This window comes from Pyrobaculum ferrireducens (assembly GCF_000234805.1).
In the GTDB taxonomy this organism is placed as follows: Archaea; Thermoproteota; Thermoprotei; order Thermoproteales; family Thermoproteaceae; genus Pyrobaculum; species Pyrobaculum ferrireducens.
In genome coordinates this window covers 1,992,563-2,009,229 of the sequence record NC_016645.1, presented here as the reverse complement: position 1 = coordinate 2,009,229, position 16,667 = coordinate 1,992,563, and the positions used below count along the sequence as shown (strand labels likewise).

Here is a 16,667-nt window from a genome sequence, read left to right as displayed (position 1 = left end):
GCACGCGTGTATACACATCAACGAAACGGCGATATACGCTACGTATTCGCCCGCCGTGCTACATAGATAAGGTTTTATAACTATAGTTTGCTTGGCCCGTGTTGGTGCCTGAAATAGACTTCGCCTACGATGAGCCTGACGTGGGCTATCAGAGGATAAGGCTTCACTTTAATGAAAACCTCTTCCTCCCTGAGGATTACTACAGAGCCGTCACGGCGCTCCCCGAGCCGTGGGAGATACGCTACTACACAGATCCTAATAATAGGAAGCTAGCAGTGGCTATAGAGAGGCATCTAGGCCTCCCACAAGGCTCCGTCGTTATAACTGCTGGGGCTGACGAGGGGCTGAGGCTCGCCATGCAACTAGCCGCGCATATGGGGCGCGGCTTGGCTATTGTGGAGCCCACCTACGGCATGGCGCGTGTGGTGGCTAGGCAGGTGGGGCTGAGGCCCGTAGTTGCCACCTACGGCGGGGACTTGTCTCTAGACGTCGAGGCGGTGGCGAGGCTTGGCGTCGGCGCTGTGTACGTCTGCTCGCCTAACAACCCCACCGCCCACGTGGTGAAGGAGGTGGAGGAGCTCGCGGCGAGGTTCAGCGGCCTTGTGGTGCTAGACGCCGCATACGCCGAGTTCGCCGGGTACTGGACGCCGAAGCTGTACGAATATGGAAACGTCGCTGAGGTGAGGACTTTTTCAAAGGCGTGGGGGCTTGCGGGGCTGAGGGTGGGCTACGTCGTAGCCCAGAGGCGGCTGGCAGAGGCTCTGAGGGCGCTGTCACCGCCGCACCCCATCTCCTCCTTCTCGGCCAAGGTGGTGGAAAAGGCGCTGGAGGTCGGCAGACCGTACGTGGAGCGCTCCGTGGAGGAGTTGAGTGAAGTACGCCAGTGGGCCGCGGCGCAGATAAGAGGCGACAAGTACCACGGCCCCACAAACTTCATCACAGTCAAGGTTGGCGACGCAGAGGCCGCGGCCTCCAAGCTAGAGGAGGCCGGCTTCGTGGTGAGGGTACTCGGCGGAAAGCCGCTCTGCCCCTCATGCATACGCTTCACCCTAGCCCCCCGCCCCATCATGGACAAGTTCCTCCAACAGTTAGAAAAAGTCCTGCAAGAAACCTCTGGAGGTAGGAGCCAGGCTCCTTAGGCCCAAGCGGCGCCGCGCCTCCCGGCGCCTTGTGTGGATTGCGAAGCGGCGGCTCGCCGCGGGGTTATGGTTTTTAAAAGAGGGGAGTTGTGAATATGTGGAGCTCAGCCGGAGGGGGGTCCAGATATTGAGGATACCGCTGGAGGACGTGGCGAAGGCAAGGCTTATGGAGAGCAGAGCTGAGGTAGAGCTGGCTAGGAAATTCCTCCACGCAGGTCTCCTAAGGAACGCCGCCGGCAAGGCTTTCCAAGCGTGGAAGGCATATCTCTCCTACCTAGCAATTAAGCACCAAGATCTGTTCCAGCTAGAGGGTGTTAAAATCTTGAGGAGGGGCATCGGCGTCTTGCGTAAGGAGCTGGTGCTTGCCCTGGCGCCCACCACCATGATGACGCAACTGGCTGAGAAGCTAGGCGCGAGGGAGCCGGAGGTCGTGGAGCTCACCGCCTTGGCTTTGCTAATACATGAATACCAGCACAACGGCCCGGATCCCTCCGGTGTTCTGAGCAAAATACCCAGCGATGACGCGGCCAGGGGCCTTATAGAGAGGCTAGTTGCGCAACTAGAGAGGAGGCTGGCGGGCGAGGCCGGCAGAGAGCCGCCGCGGCTCTCGGGTTAATGTTTATAAATCGACGGGTTGTGGCCCCTATGGATAGCTCTCCCCATGCTTCTGGCGGTTCCTAGCAAGGGCAGGCTTCAGGAGCCTACGCTGAAGCTTCTCGAGGCCGTCGGCATCAGGCCGCTGGCTTCGGACGAGAGGGCGCTGGTGGTGCCCACCTCGTGGAGCGTGGTAAATCTCATACGGGCTAGGCCCGAGGACATACCGCACATAGTCGAGAGCGGGAGGGTTTGGGCTGGCGTGACGGGACACGACTACGTGGTGGAGTCCGGCTCAAACGTCGCCGAGGTGCTCGACCTAGAGTTCGGGAGGGGGAAGCTGGTGGTTGCAGTTCTGAAATCCAGCGGCGTCTCTACCGTCGAGGAGCTCCCTCCCGGGGCTCGGGTTGCCACTAAGTTCGTCAACATCGCTTACAACTACTTCGCAGAGCTGGGGAAGAGAGTCCGCATTATTAGAGTGACGGGATCGGTTGAGGTGTTGCCGCAACTCGGCATCGCGGACGCCATACTGGACGTGATGGCGACTGGCACCACTCTGGAGGTGCACGGGCTGAGGCCGATAGCCACCGTGCTCGAGACCTCGGCGAGGCTCGTAGTAAACCCCCGCTACGTGGAGCACGAATTAACCAAGAAGCTCGTCACATTCATAAGGGGGTACTACGCGGCGCAGGGTAGGAAGATGGTGTTTCTAAACGTCCCCGCAGACAAGCTAGAGGCTGTGCTGACGGTGCTCCCGGCGATGGAGGCCCCCAGCGTGACGAGACTAGCAAAAGGCGACGTCTACGAAGTCTTTTCTGTAGTCCCCGAAGACGTACTCCCAGACCTCGTGATGCGGCTTAAAGAGGCGGGGGCAAGAGACATAGTAATAACCCCGATTGAGAAGTTGATAACATAGGAGGCGGCGCCGATCAGCCCAGCGACTGTCTCCCGCGCGGTTCGATTACCGACCTGTGTATTATCTCCGCCACGTCTGCGGCCACCTCTTCCGGACTCCGGGAGGCATCTACCACGGGGTGCCCCTCTTCGGCCGCTCTGGTTAGGTATATCTCCCTAACCCTCCTCAGGAATTGGACGTATTCGTACTTCTCCACGTGCCCCCTCCTCCTAATACGGGCCTCGGCGACTTCTGGATCGACGTCGAGGATTACAGTAAGATCGGGCCTCGGCACCAGCTTGTTGATGTATTTTATGAAGTCTATCGGCACCCCCGCCGCGCCTTGGTACGCTATTGAGGACTCCACGTAGCGTTCGCTGATGACCAGGTACCCCTCCCTTATCTTCGGCTCCACCTCTCTCTTGTAGTGCTCTATACGGTCGGCTGCAAACAGCAACGCATCGACGTGGGGGTCAACAGACCCCCCCTTCAGGGCCCACTCCTTTATTAACCTACCCACGGGGCCGTCGCTGGGCTCCTTCGTGACGTACACCTTCGGCAGTAGCTTGGCGAGGAGCTGTATCACGGTGCTCTTGCCCGATCCGTCAATTCCCTCCACTGCTACAAACGCCATAACCCCCGGCGGGTGTCTGTTATTAAAGACCCCATGTAGAGGGGGCGCGGCTTCACAACACCGAAAGCATGAACTGTGTGATGGCGTTGTACATCGACATTAAGAGGGCCTTCTCCTCAGGCGTGAGCCGATCCATGAAGGACTGGTCGTTAACAATGTCGGGCCGTGTGGCTACGAGCAACGCCATTTTCTTTACTCTCTCTATTAGGAGCTCCCTGACGTCTTGGAGGATGGTCTTGACGGTCTTCGCGTCGCCTCTCTTGCTGAGGAGGTATATGGTGAGCCTCAGCCGCGGGTAGAAGCCCTCCGGCAACTTCGCGGGATAGGTCTCCCTCTGCTCTACATATTTTAAAGAAGCCACGTCCCTCGGGGGGAGGGCATACGCCTCGTCTATCTCCACGGCCCCCATCTCGTCCAGCTTCAAGGCGAGGTACAGCGGCACCTCCGCCACCGTGTTGGCTTGGTAGGAGACGCCGAGCAGGGGTAGAGACACGTCCCGCCTAAACGTGACCCTCACTGGGTAGTAGTTAGCCACGCTGTTGAACGCCACACATCTACACATATACCAGTTAAAAAGACGCGTTTCCAGCACTGTGTGGTAATACGGCTCCTAGTCACAGCGGCGTTTATCGCCGGCATCGCCGCCTTGGCGATAATAAAGCCGCCGGTGTGCGCCGCGCTGTACGGCGGGACTCTCTACTACGCGGCGTTTCTACCCGCGGGCTACCTGGCGAGGTGGCGGCTGGGGAGGGGCTTCCCTCTTGCATACGGCGTGTACTTCCTATCTCTAATGGCGGCGGGTCTGTTGATACTAGCCTCGCCGCAGATACTGCAGAGCTACAACGAGGTGAGGGAGGCCCAGGCCCGCTACTTCTCCGCCGCCTCTCAATGCCCCCTGGGGAGGCCCCTGCTCGTGATACAAGCCATCTTCCTCGCGCCGCTCGTCGAGGAGGTGGTCTTCCGGGGACTCCTCTTTGAGGAGGTGAGGAGGAGGTGGGGCACGGCGTCTGCATACCTAATCTCCTCGCTGGGATTCGCCCTACTCCACAACCCCGGACTCGGGGCGGTTCCCATATTTATCGTCGCCCTATCCCTGGCATTCGCGTACCACAGATACGGCCTGCCCGCCAGCATCATGCTCCACGCCACGCAGAACACCCTCGCCATGCTCATACACTAGCCGAAGCTCGCCGCGGCGCCTCCCTCAGCCGCGCAGACAAGCTCCGCCAGCCTCTCGGGGTCGTCTACATAAACCACCTTCACCACCCTCCTCTCGTCGAAGTACTCGGGATACGCCTCCCGGAGGCGGTCTGTGGAGGCCCCCGCCCCCGCCAGCACAAACAGCGGCTTGCCCATGGCATACGCCATAAAGGCCTCTATGGCTGTCCCCACGCCGCCGCCCAACACCGCCACGGCGTCGGCAGAGCGCACCATAATCACAGAGCGGCACCGGTACTCGCAACCGCTACGTATCACCACGGCGCCGGGAGGGAGCTCCACCCCTTCCCTCTCGATAGGCAACACCGCCACCACCCTCAGCCCCCTCCTCAAGGCGGCATCAACCACCTCCTTCATATGCCCCCAGTAGCCGCCTACTAGCAAAACGGCATCTGGACATCTTCTGGCCAAGGCCTCTACAAACCTCTCCACCTTCTCAGCTAGCCCCGGGACGTTGTTGCTGTGGACGGCCACTGCTATCTGCCTCATTGCCGAATGAGGTAAAGCACGTGGGGGACCTCGGCGAGGATTATCCGCATGCCAGTCCTCACAGAGTTGGGAGATCCCGGCAGTAGAAACACGGCCTTGCCGCTTATAACACCGGCGGTGGACCTCGTTAAAAACGCCGCGGTTCCCACCTCCTGAATACTGTAGTATCTAAACACGTCGCCGAACCCCTCAATCTCCTTCTCAAACAGCGGTCTCACCGCCTCAATAGTGACGTCAGTCTTCGTAAGCCCGGTCCCCCCGGTGAATATAATCACGTCGACGTCGTCCCTCTGGACAAGCTCAAACACCTTCCGCCTAATGGCGTGCAGGTCGTCGGGGAGCAAGTCGCGCCCCACCACGACATGCCCAGCCTCCCTAGCCATGGCCTCCGCCAAGTCGCCAGACTCATCCCCCGGAGACCCCCCTGCGGACCTCTCCCTAAACCTAGACGTGCTAACAGTCACGATGTAGAACCTAGCCACACGAGGCCCCTGCGATCTGTGGTGCTCGTGAGCCATGTAGAAACATACACACTATTTAAAACCAGCCACCCACCCCACACCCCCCGCGCATCTCCGTGGACGCCTTCGCACACCCATAACACTTTATAAACTACGCCAAGCTTATGCTGTGCTAATTGCGTTGGATCTAGACGGCACGGCGTGGGATCATCTAGACATCTCCTCGCTCTACCCCCCATTTAGACGGGTCTCCCCGCTGAAGATACAAGACAGCAGAGGGGTGGAGGTGGCTCTGAGGCCGCACCTCCCCGACTTCTTAAAGTGGGCTGTGGAGGACGGTCACATCCTCACCACCTTGTCATGGAACGACTTCGACGTGGCGTACCAAGCGCTGAGGGCCTTCGAAATAGACAAGTACTTCCACTACCTAGCAATAGAGCCGCACCCCCGTAAAGACAAGATGCTCTACAAACTACTAAGGCAGATCAAGGCAGAGAGGGGACTCGACATAGACCCTCGGGACGTCGTCTATATAGACGACAGAGATATACACATCCAAGAAATCTGGGAAAACATCGGCCCAGTGCGCTTCATCCACTTCGGCAGAGACGTTAAATGCTTCCTGGAGATAATCCAGTTGCTCAACCCTTCACCGCGTAGCTGATCTTCTCCACCGCCTTAATCATCTCCTCGGTGTAGTTCAAATGTATTAACTGCGCGGACTCCGGCGGAAACACAGTCGGGTCGTTGAGAATGTCTGGATCCAGGTACTTCGCCAGCAACTGCCTCTTTAAGGCGGTGGGGTAGTTAGACGCCTTCACGATGCGGGCGGAGTTCTCCGGCCGGAGCAGGAAGTCTATGAAGAGGTACGCGGCTTCGACATTCTTGGCGTCGCGCGGGATCACCATGAAGTCGACCCATCTGTGGGTCTTCGGCTTGGGGAGGACGTATTCAAACTTGTCGGCGTTTGCCTGGCCGGCGGTTTTGGTAAACTCGTCTCTCGCGGTGGCGGCGTCGCCGGACCAGATCTGGGATACCCAGAGCTCTCCTGCGGCCAGCGCTGGCACGATCTGGCTGATGCCCAGGTACCCCCTTATGTAGGGCTTCTGCTTCTTTAACAAGTCAATTACCTTGTTCACGGCGCCCTCGCTCCAGTCGTCTGGATCTATGCCCAGGGCGTATTTGGCGGCCATTACAGGCTCGATAAACTCCTCCAGCATGGCTACCCTATTCCCAATTTTTTCCAGGATCGCCGCGTCGAACAAGTCCCCCCACTTCTCTAACCTACCGACGTCGGCCTTCATCGCGTAGTAGTTCACGGCGAAGCCCGTCGTGCCGAAGGCGTAGGGAACCGAGTACTGCAGACCGGGGTCGTTCGGATTTTCAAAAAATGCAGGATCTACGTTGCCTAGGTTAGTCAGCTTGTTGTGATCTATCTTCCTTACGTACCCCCCCTTTATCATCTCCTTGAGATAGGTGTCTGGGAGGACCACCAGGTCGTAACCCCCGCCTCCCCTCAGCAGGGCGGCGTAGGCCTCCTCGCCGCTTTCAAACTCCTGGTACACCACCTTTATGCCGTACTCCTTTTCAAACTCGGGGAGCAGATCCTTGTCGATATAGTACGAGTAGTTGTAGACGGCGAGTTCCCCGCCGCGCTTGGGGGTGGGGGTGGTTGCCGTCGTGGTGGTGGTTGAGGTGGGCGTGGCTGAGGTGGTGGTTGCCGTCCCCTGCGCCTCTGCTGGCTTTCTCGTAAGTAGGAGCCCGCCCCCCACGGCGGCTAGGACTGCGGCGGCGCCGGCGGCTATGAGGAGCTGCCTCCTGGTGACCATTGATACCCCGCGGCGCGGAGGGTTTTTAAAAATTGCCTAGCCCCGCTGGCGATTATCTTAGCTATGCGCAGAGGCTCCGGCATCTTGCCGAATTTCATACAGGCCTCCGCCGCCTTGCCCGCGTCTATGGGGTCGATGCCCCAGGATCTTACGTAAATCTTGAAACCGTCTCTAGTGTAGTAGAGCGTGGGTGGGCCCAGCCTCCTTATGGCTTCTAGCCTTTCCTCCCAGTCTGGGAAGAGCTTCTTGACTGCCTCCTCGACGTGGCCCCCGGGCTCTTCGAAGACGTAGCACGCCACGGGCTTTTGAAAACTGGTGTACAGCGCCTCCCCGTCTATCCAGTTGTAGAAGGACACTATGCACCCGTCGAGCATTACGAGGCTGACGTCTCTTCTAAGGACGGCGCCGAGTATCCTGGCGGCGGCTTCTGTGCCGTCTCTACCCCCAAGCTTGGCCTTTGCGAACGCCACGTCCTCCACCACGCCGTCGCGCCGGGCCCTTACGCCGACGTACACCGACTCGCCGTCTTCAAGTCTGAAGCTCTCGGCTATGGCCACCACCTTGAAGTTTTTAGAGAGGTATCTTGGATAGGAAGTCGGCGAGCTCCTCCTCGGTCGCACTAGTGAGGCCCAGCCTGACGTATTCCCCGAAGCGGCCTCTCCAGGAGAAGGCACTGCCGTCTAGGGCGCCGTGTTTTAAAAAAATTGTCTTATCCCTAGGCCTCAGCCACGCGAAATACGGCGTGGCCTCCACGCCTAGGTATTGCCTCACCAGATCGCGGCGCCTCGCCAGGGAGTTAAACACGGCGTAGACAGCGCCGGACTTCACTGCGGCGTAAAACAGGTACTGCATATACGTCGGCGGGTGTAGATACGACGCCTCCAAGACGTTTAGGTAGTAGTCGGAGAGGCTTGGCGGGACCGCGACGTACGCCAGGTGGAGGCCGGGGAAGAGCACGTCGAGCGAGCCGACGACGACGACGTTCTCCGGTATGTACGGCACCTCGCCGGCGAGTAGGCCGTAGGTCAGGTCGTAAATGGTTAGAGGCGCCGAGCGAGACGCCGCCTCCAGCTCGCCGGCGCTGTATATATACCCGTCGGGGTTCCTCCAGTGGGGCTGTATATACACGGCCTTAGGCCTTCCGCACCTGGCATAGCTTATTACCTCCCTCTGGGTGGGGTCCTCCGGCTGTATGCACTCCCCTCGGTCTAGGTGGATTTCTGCGACTATCCTGATGCTGTCGGCTATGCTTGTGGTGAAGTATACCTCATGTTTCGTAAAGCCCTTCACGGCTAGGATTCTCCTCAGCTCCTCCCTGGGCTCGGGCGCCCCCGCGGTGTCTGTATACTGCAGAGCCCTCTTGCCGAATTCCCTCACCACGGTTTCGTGTACCAGCCTCACCACATCCACGTCGCTGTTTTTTATCCAGGTGCCGCTTAGGTCAACCATTTAACATAGGGAAATTTGACGTTTATGAAGATTGGGAAGCTACCGCCCGACCTGCTCCAGCGTCTTGTGATCGCCAGGAGGGGGGTGGCTAGGCGCGAGGTGCTTGTGGGACCCGCGGTGGGGGAAGACGCGGCGGTTATAGACGTAGGCGGGAGGTACCTGGCAGTCCACACAGACCCCATATCGGGCTCGGTGAAGCTACTGGGCTACCTCGCGGTGTACATCCCCACAAACGACATAGCGGTGAGGGGGGTGGAGCCGATGTGGCTCTCCACGGCGCTGTTTCTGCCGCCGGGCGCGGACGATTCTGTCCTCGACATGATTACTAGGCAGATAGACGAGGCGGCGGGGAGGCTGGGGGTTATGGTGGTGGGCGGCCACACGGAGGTGACTACGGCTGTCACCAGGCCGATGGCGGTGGCCACGGCGATGGGCGTCGGCGATAGGTATGTATCCACGGGGGGCGCCCGACCTGGCGACGTAGTCATTATGACAAAATCCGCGGGGCAGGAGGCCGCCTCTATCCTCGCGACGGACTTCAGAGAGGAGGCTCTCAGGAGGGGGGTGAAGCCGGAGGCGGTGGCGAGGGCAGAGAGGCTGGCTTTGGAGGTGTCTGTGGCGAGGGAGGCCCTTGCCTTGGCCGACCTGGCCACATCTATGCACGACCCCACGGAGGGGGGTCTGGCCAACGGGCTGGCGGAAATCGCCTACGCGTCGGGAGTGTCAATAGACGTGGATAGGGGAAAGGTCGTCGTCTACAGGGAGGTGGAGGCGCTGTGCGGAGCCTTCGGCATAGATCCCCTCGAGACTCTGAGCTCGGGTGTACTCCTTGCCACGGTGCCCCGCGGGAGGCTGGACGAGGCTGTGGAGAGGCTGGAGGCGCTGGGCGTGCCGCACGCCGTGATCGGCGAGGTGAAGCCGCCGAGCGGCTACCTGGTCAGAATCGGCGGGAAGATCTACACAAGGCCCTACGTCGAGGATAAGTTGTTCACGTTTTTCTAAGCTCTACTAGGGCCTCTATGAGGTGCTTGGCCACGTCTACTCCTGTGGTTTTCATGAGTGCCTTGAACTCCGGTATTCCGTTGACCTCGTTGACGTACAGCCTGTCTCCTATGAGTATGTCCACGCCGGCGTAGAAAGCCCCCACAGATCTCGCCGCCTTCACAGCGAGGTCTTCCAACTCGCCGTCTATCTGCTGGGGCTCTGTCCGGCCGCCCCGTGCGGCGTTGCTTCTCCAGTCGCCTCTGGGGGGTATCCTCCTCATGGCCGCGACTGCCCTTTCCCCGATTACGAAGACTCTTATGTCCTCCCCAGTGCCTATCATCTCCTGTAGTAGAAACACCTCGTTCTCCGCGGATCTCATCAAGAGCCTCACCTCCTCGGGCGCGGTGACCAGCGCCACCTTGCGCCCCCAGCTGCCGCTGGCGGTCTTCACAATAGCTCTTTCTCCCACCTCCACCTCGGCTTCGCCGAAGAGCACCTTGGTCCTGGGCACCGGGAGCCCGCAGGCCCTTAGCCTCGCCAGGGTAACTGCCTTGTTCCAGCTCACGGCTATGGCGCTGGAGGAGTTGACGGCTAGCCCCCCGTTGCCCTCGACCACCGCGGCCGCCACGATGCCCTTGTTGTGGCTCAGGGTCCTTATTAGGTAGACGTCGGGCTCCCACCCCTCCACGTCCAGCACCTCCCCTATCTTCACCGTTTTTAAAACTACGCCGAGCCTCTCCGCGGTTTTTATCAAAGCCTTCTCCTCTTCCCTGACCACGTCGTATACCAGCGTCACCACGGCGACACCTCAAGCCTCCCGTTTTTGTAATACCACCCAAAGGCCTTGGCAAGCTCCACGGCCAGCGTCGAGTCGAGGACCAGCGGCGTGTTGGTGTCGGCGGCGGTCCTCCTGATGTGGAAGTCTCTCTGCGGGGTGTCCCCCGCGGTCATTACGATGTCCACCTCGCGCCACTTCAACATATCGAGGAGCTTGTCGCCCAGCTGCTCGGGCGTATACACCTCAAGCCGCCCGGAGAGGAGCTCCGCGGCTTGTTTGATGAGCTCGCCGTGCCGCGGGTCGTAGGTGTACACCAAAGCTCTCCTGGCCGGCACCTTGTTGGGGGTGGCGGAGAGCCAGCTTTTCAGCAGAGCCTCCTCGTACACAGCCCCGTTCGACGCCACCTCCCCCGTGCTGTACATGACGGGCCCCAGCCTGGGGTACGCGCTCCTGAGCCTAGCCCAGGAAAACTGGGGAGACTTGACCCACCACTTCGACGGCTTGAGCACCACCCTCTCCTCGTCAACCGCCAGCGCGCCCCGGGTCAAGACGTCGGCGACCAGCGACATGTAGTTAACCCCGGTTGCCTTGCTCACAAACGGCATGGAGCGGCTCACCCGGAGATTCGCCTCGATGACGTATACGTCGTCTTGGACGAGGAACTGTACGTTGAGCGGCCCCTTGACCTCCAGCTCCCTCGCCAACGTGTGGACCACGTCCACCATCTTCCTCACGGCGGCGTCGCCCAGCCTCCTCGGCGGCAGGACCATCGTCGAGTCGCCGGAGTGCACCCCGGGGGGCTCTATGTGTTCAATCGGCGTCGCCACGAGCCGCACCCCGTCGGAGACGGCGTCCACCTCGGCCTCCACCCCCCTGGGCATGAACTTGGAGATAACCACTGGGTACTCCCCGCTTACTCTCGCCGCCTTTTCGAGAAAGCCGCGTAGCTCCTCCCCGCTGTGCGCAACCGCCATGTAGGTCCCCCCGAGGACGTAGCTAGGCCTCACCAACACGGGGTAGCCCAGGTCTTCAGCTAGCTTAAGCGCCTCGTCGATGCTTGAGGCGTGTACCCACGGCGGCTGTCTTATGCCGAGCCTATCCAACAGCTTAGAGAACTTACTCCTATCCTCAGCGATGTCGATAGACCTGGAGCGCGTTCCCCCAATCCTCACCCCAGCCCGCTCCAGCGGGACGTACAGCCTCTGCCCTATTTGGCCGCCTGCGTACAGCACCACCGTCACCCCCCCGCCTTCCTTCTCTACTATGTCGAGTATGCGCTCGGCGGAAATCTCGTCGAAGTAGAGCTTATCTACAATATCCCAGTCGGTGGACACGGTCTCGGGGTTGTAGTTCAGAATGGCCACCCGGTACCCCCTATTCCTAAGCTCGGTAGCCAGCATGACGGTGGACCAGTCGAACTCTACACTTACGCCTATTCTAAACACGCCGGCACCAACTACCAAATAATCCACCGGCGGCGTCTTGTCGTCGTACTGGCCGCCGTATGTGAGATATAGGTAGTTGGTATCGGCTGGCCACTCCCCGGCCAGCGTGTCGATTTTCTTAACCACAGGCCTCCTCCTAGCCCTCCTCACCTCCTCCACAGACTTCCCCAAAGCCCCGGCGATCTGCTCATCCGAGAAGCCGAGCACCTTGGCCTCCTCCAAGTCGAGCGCCCCGGCCTCCAGCTTCTTGTAGACGTCTACAATCCGCCAAATAGCCCTTAAGAAAAATCTGTCTACCTTGTTTATCTTGTAGATCTCGTCGACTGAGGCGCCGAGGTACAGCGCCTTGGCGGCGCAGATGGGCCAGTACGGCCTGTACTCCTCTAAACACTTCAGCGACTCCCCCAGCGTAAGGTTGCGGAACATCCTCCCGCCCACCAGCCCGGGCTCCCCGATGTCTATCATCCTCACGGCCTTCTGCCACGCCTCCTCCAGCGTCCTACCCACCCCCATCGCCTCGCCTATGGACATCATCTCTGGGCCGAGCCCCTCTGTGATGCCGAACCGCTCGGCCTCCCACCTGGGGTGCTTCACTACGATGTAGTCAAGGGACGGCTCGAAGGACGCGACGGTGCGCCTCGTCACCTGGTTCAACACCTCGTCCAGGCGGTAGCCCAGGGCCAGCTTCGCCGCTATGTAGGCCAGGGGGTATCCAGAGGCCTTGGAGGCGAGGGCGCTCGAGCGCGACATACGTGGATTTGTCTCTATGGCGTACTGCTCAGGCCCCGCGTAGTTCACAGCCACCTGGACATTCCCCTCCCCCACCAGCTCAATAGCCCTGGCAACCCCTATGGAGATGTTGCGCGCCGTTTGGTACTCCTCGTCCGTGAGGGTTAGACACGGCGCGATCACAATGGAGTCTCCTGTGTGGATCCCCATGGGGTCGACGTTTTCCATACACACAACCGCCGCCACGTTGTTGTAGGAGTCCCTAACCACCTCGAACTCCACCTCCTTCCAGCCCTCGAGGTACTTCTCCACAAGGACCTCCCCAATCGCCGACTGCGCAAACGCCTTGTAGATCCTGGCCTTCAGCACCTCCTCGCTACGGGCCACGAAGGCCCCGGCGCCGCCCAGGTTGAAGCTGACCCTAACAACCACGGGGTACCCAAGTCCCCTGGCGATTTCAAGCGCCTCCTCCGGCGACTTGGCTGGGCTACTTGGAGGCACGGGTATCCCCGCCTCCTTCATGGCCTTCTGAAATAGATCTCTCGACAGGGCTCTCTTTATGCCGCGCACCGGCGTCCCCACCACCCTAACCCCGTACTTATCCAGCACCCCGGCCTCCTCCAGCTCGACGCATGCAGACAGCGCAGTCTGGCCCCCGAAGCCGCAGGCGATGGCGTCCGGCCTCTCCCTTTCTATAACCTCAGTTAGAAGCTGCCTCTGTATGGGGATGAAGTACACCTTGTCGGCGAGGAGTTTAGACGTCTGAATCGTGGCTATGTTGGGGTTCACCAGCACGGTCTCTATGCCCTCCTCCCTGAACGCCTTCAGCGCCTGTGAGCCGGAGTAGTCAAACTCCGCCGCCTCGGCGACTTTTATAGCCCCGGACCCTATTATTAGGATTTTCCTAACGTCCGGCATGGCGGTGCGCCAGCTTTAGGAACTTGTCGAAGACCCACCTCGTGTCGTGAGGCCCCGGCGAGGCCTCGGGGTGCCACTGGGTGGTTAACACCGGGAGACGCTCGTGGTAGAGGCCCTCCACGGTGCCGTCGTCTGGCTGTACAGCCCACACCTTCAGCTCGGTGCCGCTTGGATCGACGGCGTAGCCGTGGTTGTGGGTGGTTATGTAGGTCCCGCCGGTGAATAACAAGTCGCGTACAGGCTTGTTGCTGGCTCTGTGGCCGAATTTCAGCTTGTGTATCCTGGCGCCTAGGGCCATGGCAATCACCTGGTGGCCGAGGCATATGCCCATCAGGGGCTTTCTATACTCTACATACTCCGCAATCTTTGTAGATAGGAAGTCCAGTAGCTTGGGGTTGCCGGGGCCGTTGCTGACAAACAACGCGTCGCAGTCGAAAGCCGCCTCGGGCCGGCGGCACGGCACAAGCCTCACCTTTACACCCCTCTTCAAAAACTCTCTCACTATCGACTTCTTCACGCCGCAGTCTACAATACCCACGCAGAGCTTCCCGTCCCCCAGCTCCACAGGCTCTTTGACAGATACCTGGTCGACGTAGACCACCTCGTCGTAGCGGGGCGATCTGCGCAACTTCTCCAGCAACACCCCAGGCTCCTCGGGCCCCACCGCCCCCATCATCACACCATGCTCTCTAAGAATCTGCACCAGCGCCCTCGTGTCGACCCGAGCCACGCCGGGCACGCCGGAGGCGGCTAGCCACTCGTCAAGCGACATCACGGATTTGTAGTGGCTCGGCGACGTCGCCTCGAACAGCACAACACCCTCCACCTTCACCCCGTCGGACTCCATCTGGTCCTCCGAGACGCCGTAGTTACCTATCAAGGGCATCGTGAATGTAAGTATCTGCCCCCTGTAGCTCGGATCGGTCAACACCTGCGGATAGCCCACAACGGCGGTGGTGAAGACAACCTCCCCCACCGCTACCCTCTCCGCCCCAATTGGCCTCCCTACGAAAGTAGTGCCGTCTTCAAGGACGAGGTAAGCCCTCCCATTCGCCCCTTTGACATCAATAGCCTGAACCGTCCACTATATAAACTTTATGCTTATCTACACACATCTCTATCTTCCACAAGCCTGTAGATCACGATGCATATGTCTCTACATCTAACCTCAGCCCCCATCCTCCTAGCTATAGACAGCGCCTTGTAGTTCTCGGGGGAGACGTACGCCACGGCGTATTTAAACCCCATTTCCCTAAGCCTCGGCGCGAAGTCCACAGCCACGGCCCTCCCCAGGCCCTTGCCTTGGTGCGCATCTGCTATCACTATCGCGACCTCAGCCCCTTCGCCACATGGAGTTATGTCTATCACCCCCACAGCCTTGTTTCTATAGTAGATGAGAAAGGTCTTACAGCCCCGGCTCCACAAATACCTGTATATATATACAGGATCTGAAATTGGGTGTAAAAATCTATATATTACGCTGTCTAGCGAAACCGCGCGGTAAAACTCTTGAATTTTTGAGTGTACCCCAGTTATCTCGACGTAGTCAATGTCCACGGAGTTTAAGGAAAACCTTTTAATATTCGACTCAAGCCTGTTGTTATGAAGGTAACGGTTTCCATAATTAAAGCCGACGTAGGCGGCTTCCCAGGTCACGCCCATGTCCACCCAAAAATGCTTGAGTACGCCGCGGCGAAATTGAAAGAGGCCCAGAAGAGGGGTCTCATAATCGACTACTTCGTCTACAACGTGGGAGACGACATATCTCTACTAATGACTCACACAAAAGGCGAAGACAACCCCGAGATCCACGGCCTTGCATGGGAGACCTTCAAGGAGGTCACCGAGCAGATAGCCAAGAGGTACAAGCTGTACGGCGCGGGCCAGGACCTTTTGAAAGACGCCTTCTCCGGCAACGTCAGGGGCATGGGCCCCCAGGTTGCGGAGATGGAGTTCGAGGAGAGGCCCAGCGAGCCATTGATCGTATTCGCCGCCGACAAGACCGAGCCAGGCGCCTTCAACCTCCCCCTCTACAAAATGTTCGCAGACCCCTTCAACACAGCCGGCCTCGTCATAGACCCCTCGATGCACGAAGGCTTCATATTCGAGGTGCTAGACGTAGTTGAGCACAAGGTATATCTGCTCAAGACGCCGGAGGAGGCCTACTCCCTCCTCGGCCTTATAGGAACCACCGGGAGGTATATAATTAGGAAAGTCTTTAGAAAAGCCGACGGCGCCCCCGCCGCCGCCAACAGCGTCGAGAGGCTCTCCCTCATAGCTGGCCGCTACGTCGGCAAAGACGACCCGGTGATGGTGGTCAGGGCGCAGTCGGGCCTGCCCGCTGTGGGGGAGGTGCTCGAGGCGTTCGCCCACCCACACCTCGTGCACGGCTGGATGCGCGGTAGCCACGCCGGGCCGTTGATGCCGGCGCGCTTCATCTCAGTCGATCCCGAGCGGAGGATCGCCATCGGGGCCAAGATGACGCGGTTCGACGGGCCGCCGAAGGTAGGCGCCCTCGGGTTCCAGCTCCACGAGGGGTATCTGGAGGGGGGTGTGGACCTCTTTGACGACCCAGCCTTCGACTACGTGAGGCAAGTCGCGGCGCAGGTGGCCGACTACATCAGGAGGATGGGGCCGTTCCAGCCCCACAGACTGCCGCCGGAGGAGATGGAGTACACCGCGCTACCGAAGATATTATCCAAGATTAAGGCGTACCCCGCCGATCAGTATGAGAAGAATAGGAGGAGGTACGTGGAGGCTGTCGTAAAGGGGGTGAAGGTTGAGGAGTCGCAACACGACTAGGTTACAACTATCGACTTAACTTTTAGCTAGGACCTGCCGGGCGGCTACGCCCCGATCTGTGCCACGGCTCCTTTTAAATTCCCCTACACGGCGCACCTATAGATCTCAAGGCGCTTGAGGAGGCAACTGATGGTGTTGACTTGCTCGGGGAGTACGTGTGTCCGCAGGTGGTGTGGCAGGCTCGCAGTGGCTACGCTGGCTGGTGTGAGAATAGGAGGCGACGTGGGGAAATACGCAGAGGGTGGGGGAGTGTTGGTGTTTAGGTTTTGCTGGGGGTTGGGTGAATTGTTTTTATGTGGGGCT

18 protein-coding genes are annotated in these 16,667 nt (G+C 59.6%); 7 read left to right on the top strand and 11 right to left on the bottom strand.

What is annotated here, in order from left to right:
* The first annotated feature begins 98 nt into the window (after positions 1–98).
* The 3 genes from P186_RS11275 to hisG all read left to right on the top strand — a co-directional run bounded on the left by P186_RS11275 (position 99) and on the right by hisG (position 2,649).
* Positions 99–1,139 (top strand): pyridoxal phosphate-dependent aminotransferase, encoded by a 1,041-nt coding sequence (locus tag P186_RS11275; RefSeq protein ID WP_014289621.1) that lies wholly within the window; start codon positions 99–101, stop codon positions 1,137–1,139.
* A gap of 97 nt (positions 1,140–1,236) precedes the next feature.
* The gene (locus P186_RS11270) at positions 1,237–1,755 is read left to right on the top strand and encodes a PaREP1 family protein (RefSeq protein ID WP_237179406.1); all 519 of its coding nucleotides are present in this window, start codon (positions 1,237–1,239) and stop codon (positions 1,753–1,755) included.
* A gap of 45 nt (positions 1,756–1,800) precedes the next feature.
* Positions 1,801–2,649, top strand: coding sequence for an ATP phosphoribosyltransferase (hisG, locus tag P186_RS11265; protein WP_014289619.1), 849 nt, complete (start codon positions 1,801–1,803; stop codon positions 2,647–2,649).
* A 13-nt stretch (positions 2,650–2,662) separates the two neighbouring features.
* Here hisG and tmk read toward each other — a convergent pair whose 3' ends face one another.
* Both tmk and P186_RS11255 read right to left on the bottom strand, forming a co-directional pair.
* Positions 2,663–3,262 (bottom strand): dTMP kinase, encoded by a 600-nt coding sequence (tmk, locus tag P186_RS11260; protein ID WP_014289618.1) that lies wholly within the window; start codon positions 3,260–3,262, stop codon positions 2,663–2,665.
* A gap of 52 nt (positions 3,263–3,314) precedes the next feature.
* On the bottom strand, positions 3,315–3,812 hold the full coding sequence (locus P186_RS11255) for a DNA replication complex GINS family protein (RefSeq protein ID WP_237179405.1): 498 nt from the start codon (positions 3,810–3,812) through the stop codon (positions 3,315–3,317).
* Positions 3,813–3,857: 45 nt separating this feature from the next.
* On the opposite strand from P186_RS11255, the gene P186_RS11250 reads away from it, so the two are divergent.
* Positions 3,858–4,442, top strand: coding sequence for a CPBP family intramembrane glutamic endopeptidase (locus P186_RS11250; protein WP_014289616.1), 585 nt, complete (start codon positions 3,858–3,860; stop codon positions 4,440–4,442).
* Here the strand turns inward: P186_RS11250 and P186_RS11245 are convergent.
* Positions 4,439–4,969, bottom strand: coding sequence for an LOG family protein (locus tag P186_RS11245; RefSeq protein ID WP_014289615.1), 531 nt, complete (start codon positions 4,967–4,969; stop codon positions 4,439–4,441). The genes P186_RS11250 and P186_RS11245 overlap by 4 nt on opposite strands.
* Positions 4,966–5,487: a MogA/MoaB family molybdenum cofactor biosynthesis protein gene (locus P186_RS11240; RefSeq protein WP_148683020.1), complete on the bottom strand. Its 522-nt coding sequence runs from the start codon at positions 5,485–5,487 to the stop codon at positions 4,966–4,968. The genes P186_RS11245 and P186_RS11240 overlap by 4 nt, the downstream gene beginning before the upstream one ends.
* 112 nt (positions 5,488–5,599) lie before the next feature.
* Between P186_RS11240 and P186_RS11235 the strand changes: the two genes are divergently transcribed.
* Complete coding sequence (locus P186_RS11235) at positions 5,600–6,094, top strand: magnesium-dependent phosphatase-1 (protein ID WP_014289613.1); 495 nt, start codon at positions 5,600–5,602, stop codon at positions 6,092–6,094.
* Here the strand turns inward: P186_RS11235 and P186_RS11230 are convergent.
* Genes P186_RS11230 through P186_RS11220 form a run of 3 tightly spaced genes read right to left on the bottom strand, consistent with a single transcriptional unit; the run spans position 6,072 to position 8,708 of the window.
* Positions 6,072–7,259: a polyamine ABC transporter substrate-binding protein gene (locus tag P186_RS11230; RefSeq protein WP_014289612.1), complete on the bottom strand. Its 1,188-nt coding sequence runs from the start codon at positions 7,257–7,259 to the stop codon at positions 6,072–6,074. The two genes, P186_RS11235 and P186_RS11230, sit on opposite strands and share 23 nt — an antisense overlap.
* On the bottom strand, positions 7,232–7,816 hold the full coding sequence (locus P186_RS11225) for an endonuclease dU (protein ID WP_148683019.1): 585 nt from the start codon (positions 7,814–7,816) through the stop codon (positions 7,232–7,234). The genes P186_RS11230 and P186_RS11225 overlap by 28 nt, the downstream gene beginning before the upstream one ends.
* A 13-nt stretch (positions 7,817–7,829) precedes the next feature.
* Complete coding sequence (locus P186_RS11220; RefSeq protein WP_014289610.1) at positions 7,830–8,708, bottom strand: aminotransferase-like domain-containing protein; 879 nt, start codon at positions 8,706–8,708, stop codon at positions 7,830–7,832.
* 24 nt (positions 8,709–8,732) lie between these two features.
* On the opposite strand from P186_RS11220, the gene P186_RS11215 reads away from it, so the two are divergent.
* Complete coding sequence (locus P186_RS11215; protein ID WP_014289609.1) at positions 8,733–9,710, top strand: AIR synthase family protein; 978 nt, start codon at positions 8,733–8,735, stop codon at positions 9,708–9,710.
* Here the strand turns inward: P186_RS11215 and P186_RS11210 are convergent.
* Genes P186_RS11210 through P186_RS11195 form a run of 4 tightly spaced genes read right to left on the bottom strand, consistent with a single transcriptional unit; the run spans position 9,697 to position 15,119 of the window.
* Positions 9,697–10,491, bottom strand: a complete 795-nt coding sequence (locus P186_RS11210; RefSeq protein WP_148683018.1) for an ATP-grasp domain-containing protein — start codon at positions 10,489–10,491, stop codon at positions 9,697–9,699. The genes P186_RS11215 and P186_RS11210 overlap by 14 nt on opposite strands.
* Positions 10,485–13,562 carry a carbamoyl-phosphate synthase (glutamine-hydrolyzing) large subunit gene (gene carB, locus P186_RS11205; protein ID WP_014289607.1) on the bottom strand — a complete coding sequence of 1,026 codons (3,078 nt, stop codon included), beginning with the start codon at positions 13,560–13,562 and terminating at the stop codon, positions 10,485–10,487. The genes P186_RS11210 and carB overlap by 7 nt, the downstream gene beginning before the upstream one ends.
* Positions 13,549–14,631 carry a glutamine-hydrolyzing carbamoyl-phosphate synthase small subunit gene (gene carA, locus P186_RS11200; RefSeq protein WP_148683017.1) on the bottom strand — a complete coding sequence of 361 codons (1,083 nt, stop codon included), beginning with the start codon at positions 14,629–14,631 and terminating at the stop codon, positions 13,549–13,551. Before carA ends, carB begins: the two co-directional genes overlap by 14 nt.
* Positions 14,632–14,663: 32 nt before the next feature.
* Complete coding sequence (locus tag P186_RS11195) at positions 14,664–15,119, bottom strand: GNAT family N-acetyltransferase (RefSeq protein WP_014289605.1); 456 nt, start codon at positions 15,117–15,119, stop codon at positions 14,664–14,666.
* Between the two features lie 45 nt (positions 15,120–15,164).
* Here P186_RS11195 and fbp point away from each other — a divergent pair, with 45 nt between their 5' ends.
* Positions 15,165–16,364 carry a fructose-1,6-bisphosphate aldolase/phosphatase gene (fbp, locus tag P186_RS11190; RefSeq protein WP_014289604.1) on the top strand — a complete coding sequence of 400 codons (1,200 nt, stop codon included), beginning with the start codon at positions 15,165–15,167 and terminating at the stop codon, positions 16,362–16,364.
* The last annotated feature ends 303 nt before the right edge of the window (positions 16,365–16,667 follow it).